Origin of the sequence: Bacillus sp. FSL K6-1560 (assembly GCF_038592935.1) — a bacterium.
Classification (GTDB): domain Bacteria; phylum Bacillota; class Bacilli; order Bacillales; family Bacillaceae; genus Bacillus; species Bacillus subtilis.
Genome location: NZ_CP151946.1, coordinates 1,708,766 through 1,720,631, shown reverse-complemented (window position 1 = coordinate 1,720,631; position 11,866 = coordinate 1,708,766). Strand labels below are relative to the sequence as shown.

The 11,866-nt window shown below is 46.9% G+C and carries 10 protein-coding genes; 1 reads left to right on the top strand and 9 read right to left on the bottom strand.

The window, feature by feature from the left end; genetic code table 11:
* Positions 1–15: 15 nt before the first annotated feature.
* The 5 genes from lpdA to NYE22_RS09320 form a co-directional block, all read right to left on the bottom strand.
* Positions 16–1,440 carry a dihydrolipoyl dehydrogenase gene (lpdA, locus tag NYE22_RS09340; RefSeq protein ID WP_015384052.1) on the bottom strand — a complete coding sequence of 475 codons (1,425 nt, stop codon included), beginning with the start codon at positions 1,438–1,440 and terminating at the stop codon, positions 16–18.
* A 20-nt stretch (positions 1,441–1,460) separates the two neighbouring features.
* Positions 1,461–2,552 carry a butyrate kinase gene (gene buk / locus NYE22_RS09335; RefSeq protein ID WP_342412475.1) on the bottom strand — a complete coding sequence of 364 codons (1,092 nt, stop codon included), beginning with the start codon at positions 2,550–2,552 and terminating at the stop codon, positions 1,461–1,463.
* Between the two features lie 18 nt (positions 2,553–2,570).
* Positions 2,571–3,665 (bottom strand): branched-chain amino acid dehydrogenase, encoded by a 1,095-nt coding sequence (bcd, locus tag NYE22_RS09330; protein WP_003230309.1) that lies wholly within the window; start codon positions 3,663–3,665, stop codon positions 2,571–2,573.
* A gap of 11 nt (positions 3,666–3,676) precedes the next feature.
* The gene (gene yqiS / locus NYE22_RS09325; protein WP_004398694.1) at positions 3,677–4,576 is read right to left on the bottom strand and encodes a phosphate butyryltransferase; all 900 of its coding nucleotides are present in this window, start codon (positions 4,574–4,576) and stop codon (positions 3,677–3,679) included.
* A 124-nt stretch (positions 4,577–4,700) separates the two neighbouring features.
* Positions 4,701–6,779: a sigma-54-dependent Fis family transcriptional regulator gene (locus tag NYE22_RS09320; RefSeq protein WP_004398669.1), complete on the bottom strand. Its 2,079-nt coding sequence runs from the start codon at positions 6,777–6,779 to the stop codon at positions 4,701–4,703.
* A 152-nt stretch (positions 6,780–6,931) separates the two neighbouring features.
* On the opposite strand from NYE22_RS09320, the gene NYE22_RS09315 reads away from it, so the two are divergent.
* Positions 6,932–7,168: a DUF2627 domain-containing protein gene (locus NYE22_RS09315; RefSeq protein WP_003230304.1), complete on the top strand. Its 237-nt coding sequence runs from the start codon at positions 6,932–6,934 to the stop codon at positions 7,166–7,168.
* A 41-nt stretch (positions 7,169–7,209) separates the two neighbouring features.
* Here NYE22_RS09315 and prpB read toward each other — a convergent pair whose 3' ends face one another.
* From prpB to NYE22_RS09295, 4 genes are read right to left on the bottom strand one after another with little or no spacing between them, the layout of a single operon-like run.
* On the bottom strand, positions 7,210–8,115 hold the full coding sequence (gene prpB, locus NYE22_RS09310) for a methylisocitrate lyase (protein WP_128740565.1): 906 nt from the start codon (positions 8,113–8,115) through the stop codon (positions 7,210–7,212).
* A gap of 17 nt (positions 8,116–8,132) precedes the next feature.
* Positions 8,133–9,551, bottom strand: a complete 1,419-nt coding sequence (locus NYE22_RS09305) for a bifunctional 2-methylcitrate dehydratase/aconitate hydratase (protein WP_021479997.1) — start codon at positions 9,549–9,551, stop codon at positions 8,133–8,135.
* A gap of 14 nt (positions 9,552–9,565) precedes the next feature.
* Positions 9,566–10,684: a citrate synthase gene (gene mmgD, locus NYE22_RS09300; RefSeq protein ID WP_046160570.1), complete on the bottom strand. Its 1,119-nt coding sequence runs from the start codon at positions 10,682–10,684 to the stop codon at positions 9,566–9,568.
* 33 nt (positions 10,685–10,717) lie between these two features.
* Positions 10,718–11,857: an acyl-CoA dehydrogenase gene (locus NYE22_RS09295; protein WP_032726112.1), complete on the bottom strand. Its 1,140-nt coding sequence runs from the start codon at positions 11,855–11,857 to the stop codon at positions 10,718–10,720.
* Positions 11,858–11,866: the final 9 nt, after the last annotated feature.

Below are 11,866 nucleotides of genomic sequence, written 5' to 3'. Positions count from 1 at the left end.
CCCTCCTTTATGCTTTTAAAAATGAATGGCTTTGCCATCTGCGGCAAGCGCTGCTTCTCCAATTGCTTCAGAAAGCGTTGGATGCGGGTGAATCGTTTGCCCAACCTCCCACGGCGTTGCGTCCAGCACTTTGGCAAGACCCGCTTCAGAAATCATGTCGGTGACATGCGGGCCGATCATATGAACGCCGAGAATATCATCTGTATCTCGGTCCGCCACGATTTTGACAAAACCGTCGCTTTCACCGTATACAAGCGCTTTTCCAATCGCCATAAATGGGAACTTGCCGATTTTGACATTATGCCCGTTCGCCTTTGCTTCGTCTTCGGTTAAGCCGACACTGGCAGCTTCAGGGCTTGAGTAAATGCACTTCGGCACAAGCGTCGGATCAAGCGGATGCGGATTGAGACCTGCAAAATGCTCAACAGCAATAATTCCCTCATGTGAAGCAACGTGAGCTAACTGCAGGCCACCGATTACGTCTCCGATTGCATAAATATGAGATTCCTTCGTCTGGCAGCTTTCATTGACTGAAATCATGCCATTTTCAGTAACAATATCGGTGTTCTCTAGGCCAATGCCTTCGATATTTGCCTGTCTGCCGATGGAAACAAGCATTTTCTCAGCAGAGTAGGTAACGGTTTCTCCGTCTTTTTCCGCTTGTATGCTGATATCATCTGATGTTTTTGTCATTGTGTCAGGCAGCACTTTTGCCCCTGTTATGAACTGGATGCCTTTTTTCTTAAGAAGACTTTCCATTTCTTTTGAAATCTCTAGATCTTCAGTCGGCAATATGCGATCCGCGTATTCAATAACCGTTACCTTCACACCAAAATCATGAAGCATAGACGCCCATTCGATACCGATAACCCCTCCGCCGACAATGATGATTGATTGTGGCAGCTCCTCCATTTGGAGCGCCTCATCTGAAGTCAGTACAGACTTACCGTCCGCTTCAAGACCCGGAAGCATTCTCGGTCTTGATCCTGTTGCAATGATCACTTGTTTCGGGATCAGCATGTCATTTTCTTCGCCATTTCCCCGCTCAACAGAAATTGTTCCCGGCAGCGGAGAGAAGATTGACGGTCCAAGGATACGTCCATATCCGGTGTACACGTCAATTTTTCCTTTTTTCATTAAATGATTTACACCCGCTGCAAGCTTATCAACAACGGCTTGCTTACGCTGCTGCACTTTTTCAAAGTTGAGGGACACGCCAGCCGTTTCCACCCCGAATTGATCGGCTTCACGAGCTGTCCGGTATACCTCTGCGCTTCTAAGCAGCGCTTTACTCGGGATACAGCCTTTATGCAGACATGTTCCTCCGAGTTTTTCCTTTTCCACAACGGCTGTTTTTAAGCCGAGCTGAGCGGCTCTGATGGCCGCAACATAACCGCCGGTACCGCCGCCCAGAATGACTACGTCATACTCAGTTGCCATGGTGACTCACTCCTGTCTGTCTATTCAATACGATATTGTTTGGATTGCTCTTCGCCCTGCAATACTCTGAGCGCCCCTTGGGCAAGAGACTGCAGTTCATTTTCACCCGGATAGACTAAAACGTCTGAAATCCAATCTATGTATGATCTGATAGCAGAAACAAAGCTTTTGCCGTACGCAAGGCCTCCCGTCAGCACAATCGCTTCAACTTCGCCTTTTAACGCCGCGCTGGCTGCCCCGATTTCCTTTGCTACCTGATATGCCATGGCATCATAAATGAAGCGGGCTTTTTCATCGCCCCCTTGAATCATTTGTTCCACTTTTACTGCATCATTTGTACCGAGATAGCCTAAAAGTCCGCCGGTGCCAACAAGCTTTTTCATGATTTCTTCTTTTGTATATTCCCCTGAAAAACATAGATCAACAAGATCTCCCGCAGGCACTGTTCCTGCTCGTTCAGGACTGAATGGTCCCTCGCCGTGCAGGCCGTTATTGACATCTACCACTCGCCCGCGGTCATGGACGCCAATTGTAATACCTCCGCCCATATGGGTAATAATCATTTTCATGTTCTCATATCGTTTGCCAAGAGAGGCTGCCGCTTTACGAGCGACAGCTTTTTGGTTTAACGCATGGAAAATGCTTTTCCGTTCAATTTCAGGCATGCCTGAAACTTTCGCAAGCACTGACATTTCGTCTACGACAACAGGGTCGACGATATACGAAGGGATATTCAGGCCATCAGCGATTTCCCGCGCGATAATGCCGCCGAGATTAGAAGCATGCTGACCGGCGTAGCCGCTTTTCAAATCCTCAATCATCTCATCATTCACCACGTAGGTCCCGCCTTCAATTGGCCGGAGAAGGCCGCCTCTTGCGCAGACTGCATCAAACTTTGAGATATTGATTCCCTGTTCATGAAGCGTTTCGAGAATATGGTTTTTACGAAATTCATACTGATCAATAATTCGGTCAAATCGCTGCAGCTCTTCTATGTTGTGTCTCAATGTTTTTTCAAAAATGTTTCTTTCGTTATGAAAAACACCGATTTTCGTTGAAGTTGAGCCTGGATTAATTGTGAGAATGCGTTTTTCGTCATGTAGCACTTTCATAACCTCCAGATCAATTTCTTAACGTCTGCTTAATACACTGTGGCCGTTTTGCAAAAACTGGCTTCTTGAGCGGCGCATGCGTTCAATTCGTTCCTCTGCCAAGCGGTCAGCCGCTAAATATGCAGGAATGCCGTCACGCTGAGAAATCTCTAGTACACGCTCGATATTGCCGTAAATGCCTTCAACTTTTTTCAATGCACGTTCTGCATTATAGCCGTAAAGCTCATCTGCCACGTTGATAACACCGCCCGCGTTAATCACGTAATCCGGTGCATAAACGATGCCCATTTCGTGAATTTGATCACCATGGCGTGTCTCTTTTAATTGGTTGTTAGCCGCACCTGCGATCACTTTCGCCTTCAGCTGTTTAATGGTGTCGTCGTTAATAGTCGCACCAAGGGCACACGGCGCATAAATATCGCAGTCTTGTGAATAAATGTCATCAGGATCTACCGCACGGGCGCCAAAATCTTCAACTGCACGCTGTACAGATTGTTTGTTGATATCCGTAACGATTAAGTTTGCTCCTTCTTCATGCAGGTGGCGGCAAAGGTTATAGGCTACGTTCCCAACACCCTGTACAGCAATGGTTTTTCCTTCAAGAGAGTCGGTTCCGAAAGCAGCTTTAGCTGCTGCCTTCATTCCTCTGTACACCCCGTACGCTGTGACTGGGGACGGATTTCCAGAAGAGCCGAAAGCAGGAGAAATCCCTGTGACATAGTCTGTCTCATCATGAATGATATCCATATCCTCGACCGTTGTGCCCACATCTTCAGCCGTGATGTATCTGCCATTCAGTCCTTGAATATAGCGGCCAAACGCGCGGAACATTTCCTCATTTTTGTCTTTGCGCGGATCGCCGATAATGACTGTTTTTCCGCCGCCAAGGTTTAAGCCGGCCGCCGCGTTCTTATAGGTCATGCCTCTTGCCAATCTGAGCGCATCTTCAATTGCCGCTTCTTCATTTTCATATGTCCACATTCTCGTTCCGCCAAGCGCCGGACCAAGCGTTGTATCATGAATGGCGATAATCGCTTTTAATCCAGATTGTTCATCCTGGCAGAATACCAATTGTTCGTAATCGTATTTCTCCATATATTTAAAAAGTTCCATGTTCGTTCCTCCTAATGTGTGTATTCTTCAGATGCGCATATTGCCAGCGCAATGGAATACAGTTTATTTTCAGCAGAGTCCGCTCTGCTTGTTAAAGCAATCGGTGCTTTTGCTCCTGTAATGACAGCCGCCACGCTGGCCTTGGCAAAATAAATCAGTGATTTATATAAAATATTGCCGGCCTCAATTGTTGGGACGAGAAGGATATCTGCGTTGCCCGCTACGTCTCCCGAAATTTTTTTCTGGGCCGCGGCAATTTGTGAAACTGCGTTATCCAAAGCAAGCGGTCCATCAACAATGCAGCCTTTGATCTGGCCCCTTTTGTACATTTGAGCTAGAGCAGCTGCATTCACGGTCGCTTCCATTTTAGGGTTCACCGTTTCGACCGCTGCAAGGGCAGCTGCTTTTGGCATATTGTTCCCCACTGCATGGGCCACATGAACGGCATTTTGCAAAATCTGCCGGAGCTCTTCCAGCGAAGGAGCAATATTCATTGCCGAATCTGTCACAAACATCAGCCGGTCAAAATCCGGTATATCGAAGACAGCCACGTGAGAAAGGACACTTGCTGACCGAAGCCCCTCCTGTCTGTTCAATACCGCTTTAAGCAAAACAGAAGTCGGCACATTGCCTTTCATTAAAACGTCCGCTGTTTTATGATGCACAGCACGAACCGCTAATTTCGCCGATTCCTCAGGAGTATTGGCATGGACGATTTCCACTTGATGCCCTTGCATGGATGATGTCAGCTCGTTCAGTTTTTTGCTGTCGCCCGTTAACAAGAAACGGGCGGATAGGTGCTCGGCTGCCAGCTTTACAGCCCGGATCACTTCCTCATCCTCAGCATGAGCAACCGCAATGGTCTTATTTTTGTGTATCGACGCTTTGCCGATTAAATCTTTCAGCTTCATCTGTTACCACCTTTCTTGTTTCGACTCCGCCTTTTATTATGCAAGTTCCATGCCAGCTCTTAAGGGTGCTGTCATACCAGGTATACCGAAACATTCGTGCAGATGTTTGCGTTTATTCTGCAAATTATTGCATGCCTTCATTTGCAAGGCCATATTTATCCATTTTGTAATATAAGTTCCGAATGCTGACACCGAGAGCTTTTGCTGTTTTTGTCCGGTTAAAATGATGCTTTTCAAGCGTTTGCTGGATCAAATGCGCTTCAAATTTTTCTACTGCGACAGACAGCTTTTCGCCTTCAATATCCGGAAAATCAAAACCTGTTCCCTGATCTGTGTCATTTTCTTTTTGCTCAAGTTCGAATACAGGCAAGTGATCTTTTTCAATCCATTCCATATGCGGATTCAGAAAAATCATGGCTCGTCCAAGGACATTTTCAAGCTCCCGGACATTCCCAGGCCAATGGTAGGCAGATAAGGCGCGCAAGGCTTGCTGTGAGAGCCCTTTTACATTCCTGCCGTAATCCCGGTTGATCTTTTGGATAAGTCTGACGCTCAATGCTTCAATGTCCTCCAACCGCTGCCGCAAAGGCGGGATGGAGATCGGATAGCGATTGATCCGGTAATACAGGTCTTCCCGGAATGTTCCGTCCGCCATCGCCTTTTCAATATTTACATTTGTCGCCGCGATCACTCTGACGTTGACAGGGATCGCTTTCGTGCCGCCCACTCTGACGATTTCCTTTTCTTGAAGGACGCGTAGCAATTTGGCCTGCATATTTTGTGTCAGCTCACCGATTTCATCTAAGAAAATACTGCCGTTATTTGCTTCCTCAAATAAACCCTTTTTACCGCCGCGCTTCGCTCCTGAAAACGCACCATCCTCATAGCCGAACAATTCTGATTCGAGCAGGTTTTCAGAAAGGGCTGCACAATTCACGCGAATAAATTTATTGTATTTCCGGTCACTTTCGTTATGGATGGCATGGGCGAACAGTTCTTTTCCTGTTCCTGATTCCCCGCGCAGCAAGATGGTTGCCGGTGTTTTCGCACCGAGCTTCGCCTGCTCAAGCGCAACCAGCATTTGCTCGCTTTTGCCGATAATGTCGTCAAACGTGTATTTCGCTTCAAGCGTGCGAATAATTTGTCTAGCGCGATTAAGCTCCGCTGTCAGCATTTTAATTTCGGAAACATCGTGAATCACGCCGACGCTGCCTTTCAAAATCCCGTCCACAATCACCGGTGCTACATTAACGATCACTTCTTTTTCATTCGGGCCGACCTTCATTCTGACACCGCGGACAGGACGTCTTGTTTCAAGCACCTTTAAATGCATGCTTTCGCCTTCGGAAATATCAGTGTTTGCAGGCTTGCCGATGACTTCTTTTTCAGAAAGCCCCGTCATTTTCGTATACGCTTTATTGATTAGCAGGCCGATGCCGTTTTCATCAACGACAGAAATCGCCTCATCGGAGGATTGAATAATTGCCTCCAGCATCGTACGGACCTGCTTTAAGTTGGTCACTTCCTCTGCCAGCTCGACCGCATCAGTGATATCTTTAAACACACAAAGAGCCCCGAGCAGACGTCCGCCTTCATCAATAATCGGCAGTCTTGTGGTCACAATTTGCAAATGATCGCCTAACAGCTGCTTCTGGTTGTATTCAGGCACTCTTGTTTTTAAAATCCGCGGCATCTTAGTGCTCGGAATCACTTCTTTTATTGGGCGCCCAATGACTTCCTCACGTTTTTTTCCGACCATTTTTTCGGCCATATGGTTAAAGAGAATGATTTCTTCATTGATATCAATAAAAATCATTCCATCATGGGTGGAATTAAAAATTCTGTCATATTTATAGGTTTGCTCTTTTAGCATTTGAATCAGGTGCTGCTTTTCTTCCATCAGCTGAAAAACGATGTATGCCATTTTTCCTGGCATGACAATGGTATCTTCATGCTTTCTTTGAAGGAGCTCGTCAAACACGGCTTGATCGCCGGTGGTATGAATGACGATATCCGGTTTTTGTTGTATGTAAGGTTTCCAATCAGATGATACGGCAATCCCATACTGTTCTGCTTCTTTCAATCCCGGCGCTTCGGGGTCTTTGTCAACTACGGCAATGATATCTATGATGGCTGTTTTAATCAGAATATGTAATAACGCCGTTCCCCTTTTGCCGGCACCTACTATCAGTACCTTTTGCATCCCGATACCCCTTTGCATGAAAAAATTTGCACACCTATTTATTCCGTTGCAATAATTTGCACAACCCTATGTTACCACGTTTTCTTCTCTTGACAAAATATTTTTTCCGCTGGACAATAAAGGAAATGAAAAGATAAAGGGGTTTTCTGAAGATGAGCCGACTTCTTGCGCTTTTAATATTAGTCATCCCCGGGGCTATTTCTGCTTTAGGCATTAAACTGATGAGAGATACACTTTTCGGCCATACAATCAAGCCATTTTCAGCTCTTTGGCTCCAAGGGTTGTCAGGATTCATCTTTTTTGCGATCGGCCTCTATGTGCTGGCCGGGTTCATTTTATACAGAGACAGAAAACGCAATCAAGTCAGCCCGCGATTCAGAAAACGATAGCTGAAAAAAAGCCGGAGAATGCTCCGGCTTTTTTTGTTGCATTATTCGTCAGGCAAAACGGTCTTGGCAATCGTTTTGTCTAACGCTTCATAGTCATAATAAGAAATCGTATCGTACAGTTCTTTTCGTGTCTGCATATCATGAAGTCCTTCTTTTTGTGAGCCGTGCTCCTTCATCAAACCAAACATCCGCTCACAAGCTTTTGCCGCCGCTCGAAGCGAGGTGACAGGATATATCACCATGTGAAACCCCATATCTTCGAATTCATCGGCACGATAATACGGCGTTTTCCCAAATTCAGTCATATTCGCAAGGAGCGGAACGGGGATACGCTCAGCAAACTGGCGGAATTCATTCTCCGCCTGTAGCGCTTCCGGGAAAATTGCGTCCGCTCCCGCCCCAATGTAAGCCTCTGAACGTTTTATTGCGGCATCAAGCCCTTCCTGCGCCCTGGCATCAGTACGGGCAACAACAATAAGGGAGGGTGCCGTTTGTTTAATGGCTTTTATTTTTTGCGCCATTTCCTTTATCGGAACTAGCTGTTTGCCATTTAAATGTCCGCATTTTTTTGGGAGCTGCTGGTCTTCTATTTGAACGGCTGCTACCCTGGCTTCAAGCATCTCCCGGGCTGTTCGGGCGGCATTTAAGACACCGCCAAATCCCGTATCGATATCCACAAGCAAAGGCAGATCAGCTGCACGCACAAGATCTTTGGCCCGTTCAGCTATCTCTGCCGATGTGATGATCCCTAAATCAGGCAGCCCCCTGCTGGCTGTATAGGCAGCACCGGACAAATAAATAGCAGAAAAACCGGCTTCTTTCGCAAGCAAAGCGGCCATCCCGTCATGGGCGCCGGGAATTTGAAGAATGTCCGGTGCTGACATCAGCTTGCGGAAACGCCCGGCAAGCTCCTCTTGTGACGATTGCTTATTGACGATCCACGACATGAAACAAAATCCCCCTTTTACATGCAGAACATGTCTACGAATTCATTTACGCGCATCGTTTGTAATGTCTCATAGCTGGTACAGCGCTCATAAATGTGTTTGTGCTGTTTATCAGGAAAATGGGTTTTGAGATTGTCAGAAAACTTTTCCAGCAGTTTCGGCACTGCTTCCTCTCTTCGAAAACGATGGCCGAGGGGAAACTCACATTCCACCATTTCCGTGCTCGTTCCATCTTTAAAATGAACTTGAACGGCATTTGAGATGGAGCGTTTATCAGGCTTCAAATAATCCTCGGTATATGTTTTATTTTCAGTCACTTCCATTTTATCACGAAGTTTATCTATTCTCGGATCATTCGCTGTTTCAGCTTCATAATGCTGTGCGGTGATATCACCAAAAAGCAAACCGATTGCTGTAATGTATTGGAGACAGTGATCACGGTCTGCCGGATTGTGGAGCGGGCCTTTTTTATCAATGATACGGATAGCGGATTCATGCGTTCTGATGACAACTCGGTCTATCTCGTCAATCCGGTTCTTTACCTGCGGGTGAAGAATGACGGCGCACTCCGCCGCTGTCTGGGCGTGAAATTCCGCAGGATAAGACACTTTAAATAACACATTTTCCATGACATAAGCGTCAAGCGGACGGGCAAGCTTGATCTCTTTCTTATTGAATAAAACGTCTTGGAACCCCCAACCCGGTGCACTCAGGGCTGTCGGATAACCCATTTCCCCTTTTAACGACATCAGCGCCAAATGAACACCTCTGCTCGTTGCATCTCCTGCCGCCCATGATTTACGCGAGCCTGTATTCGGTGAATGGCGGTATGTCCTCAATGCTGCATTGTCAATCCATGCATTCGAAAGCGCATTTTTGATTTCTTCTCTTCCGCCGCCCAAAAGCTTTGCCGCAACAGCGGTTGTCGCAACTTTGACAAACAGCACATGGTCAAGGCCAACTCGATTTAAGCTGTTTTCTAACGCCAGCACACCTTGAATCTCGTGTGCTTTGATCATCATCTCAAGTACGTCGCGTACTGTTAACGGCTCTTTTCCTTCAGACAGCCTCACTCTTGATACATAATCAGCAGCGGCAAGGATTCCTCCCAAGTTATCGGATGGATGCCCCCACTCCGCCGCCAGCCACGTATCGTTGTAATCGAGCCAGCGAATCATGCAGCCGATATTAAACGCTGCCCTCACAGGATCGAGAACATATGACGTTCCCGGCACTTTGCTTCCATTCGGCACAGTCGTTCCTGGAACAATCGGGCCAAGCAGCTTTGTGCATTCCGGATACCGTAGCGCCAAGATCCCGCAGCCCAGGGTATCCAGCAATACATGCCCCGCTGTTGTATACGCTTCGGCACTAGTAATCTCTTTTTCAAGCACATAGTCTGTGATTTCTACGATTACACGATCCGTTTTCGGCATTCTACCAGCTCCTTTCATGATTTTGTTTGATATCGCGGACCCATGTAACTGACACGGGGACGGAAGAGCCGATTATTGGCATGCTGTTCAATCACATGGGCGCATAAACCGGACGTTCTCGCGCTGAAAAAGACCGGCGTATATAAAGGAATCGGTATGCCGAGCATCCAATACACCGGGGCAGCATAGTAATCCAAATTCGGGTAAAGCCCTTTTTCCTTCTCCATCAGCCGCTCACCCGCTTCGCACATCTCATATAAACGATGGTCACCGGCTTTATCGCATAATTGCTGCAGCGCCTCTTTCATCATGAGTGCTCTTGGGTCCATTTTTTTCATATACACCCGGTGGCCGAAGCCCATGATTTTTTCTTTTCTTTTCAGTTTTGTTTGCAGAAGCTGCTCAAAATCAGATGTCGTTTTTGCCTCCAAAAGCAAATACATCACAGCTTCGTTTGCTCCTCCGTGAAGATTCCCTTTCAGGGAAGCGACAGCCCCAGTCAAAGCCCCATAAAGATCTGAATGTGTAGATGCAATGACCCTGGCCGCAAAGGTTGAATTCGGCATCTCATGCTCACTGTACAGGACGAGCGACCGGTCAAAAATCTGTTCTTCCAATGAAGACGGCAATTTCCCTGTCATCATGTATAGAAAATTCGCACTGTAGGATAAGGTATGAAGCGGAAGAATCGGTTCTTTCTTATTAATGATTCTGTAGCTGGCAGCAGTGAGGGCAGGCATTTTCCCAAGAAGCTGATAGGCGCGTTCTTTGTTTGCGGAAGGAGACCGATCATCAATTTGCCGATCATAGCCAGCAAGTGCCGACAGGCCGGTACGCAGACTATCCATTGGATGAGTGTCCTCAGGGAGCAGCTCAAGCAGACGGAGATGATCAGCAGGCAGGCTTGCGGCACTGTTTATTTTACGTTCCAGCGTCTCCATTTCACTTTCTTCTGGCAGCCTGCCCTCCAGCAATAAATGGACAAGCTCCAGATAGCTTTTTGTTTCAGAAAGTTCTATTAAATCATAGCCTCTTATCAAAATCTGGCTGGACTGCGTGTCAAGATAAGAAATATGAGTTTCTGCCGCAATCACACCGTCCAACCCTGGAGAATATTGCTGTTTCTCCTCCATATCCTCAACCTCCGTTTATGCGTTTTTTGTCTATCAGGTTCCGCCAAGCAAATACTTAGAAATAATCAGTCTTTGAATCTCGTTCGTCCCTTCATAGATTTGCGTCACCTTTGCATCGCGAAGCAAGCGCTCAACCGGATAATCCTTCATATAGCCATATCCTCCATAAATTTGAACGGCGTCTAACGCTGCCTTCACGGCTGCATCGGAAGCAAATTGTTTAGCCATAGACGCTTCTTTTCCACAATTTAGGCCGCGATTATGAAGGTCTGCGGCGTGGTAGACAAGATGTCTTGCCGCCTCTGCCCTAGTCGCCATGTCAGCCAGCTTAAATGATATGCCTTGATTGGCTGCGATCGGCCTTCCAAATTGCACTCGCTGCTTCGCATAATCAACGGCATGCTCAAGAGCCGCCTCTGCAATTCCGAGGGCCTGTGCCGCAATGCCGATCCGGCCGACATTTAAATTCGCCATGGCAATGTGAAAGCCATCCCCCTCTTTGCCAAGCAAATTGGCTTCAGGCACTTCTGCATTATCAAAAATCAGTTCCGTAGTATTGGAGCCATAAAGCCCCAGCTTTCTTTCTTTTTTTCCAACGGTAAAACCGGGTGTGTTTTTTTCAACAATAAAAGCCGAAATCCCGTGCCTGCCTTGATCTGGAGCTGTTAAAGCAAATGTGATATAGATATCAGCTGCTCCGCCATTCGTTATGAATATTTTCGATCCGTTTAATAGATATTTACCGTTCTTTTTGATTGCTGTTGTGCGGAGGCTCCCGGCATCCGACCCCGAGTGAGGCTCCGTTAGTGCAAATGCGCCCAAATGGTCTCCTGACGCGAGCTTTGGTATATATTTCATCTTTTGTTCTTCGTTGCCGAAATACAGAATCGGATTCGTGCCGACTGAGGTATGAACGGAGAGTATCACGCCGACAGCCGCACTGATTCTAGAAATCTCATGAATCGCCAAAATATAAGAAACAACGTCCGCCCCGGCACCGCCGTATTGTTCCGGCACCGGTATTCCCATCAGTCCGTGTTCACCCATTTTTTTGATCAGCTGAAAGGGAAATTCGTCCGTTTTCTCCATGATTTCCGCAGCGGGAGCAATTTCTTTTCGTGCAAAATCACGCACCATTTTTCGCATCATGACTTGCTCTTGGGTTACATGCAACTCGGCCAC

Coding starts and splice junctions, on each gene's coding strand:
- NYE22_RS09315 (WP_003230304.1), top strand. CDS start 6,932: ATGAGCCGACTTCTTGCGCTTTTAATATTAGTCATCCCCGGGGCTATT.
- NYE22_RS09305 (WP_021479997.1), bottom strand. CDS start 9,551: ATGCCGAAAACGGATCGTGTAATCGTAGAAATCACAGACTATGTGCTT.
- prpB (WP_128740565.1), bottom strand. CDS start 8,115: ATGTCGTGGATCGTCAATAAGCAATCGTCACAAGAGGAGCTTGCCGGG.
- NYE22_RS09320 (WP_004398669.1), bottom strand. CDS start 6,779: ATGCAAAAGGTACTGATAGTAGGTGCCGGCAAAAGGGGAACGGCGTTA.
- yqiS (WP_004398694.1), bottom strand. CDS start 4,576: ATGAAGCTGAAAGATTTAATCGGCAAAGCGTCGATACACAAAAATAAG.
- lpdA (WP_015384052.1), bottom strand. CDS start 1,440: ATGGCAACTGAGTATGACGTAGTCATTCTGGGCGGCGGTACCGGCGGT.
- bcd (WP_003230309.1), bottom strand. CDS start 3,665: ATGGAACTTTTTAAATATATGGAGAAATACGATTACGAACAATTGGTA.
- mmgD (WP_046160570.1), bottom strand. CDS start 10,684: ATGGAGGAGAAACAGCAATATTCTCCAGGGTTGGACGGTGTGATTGCG.
- buk (WP_342412475.1), bottom strand. CDS start 2,552: ATGAAAGTGCTACATGACGAAAAACGCATTCTCACAATTAATCCAGGC.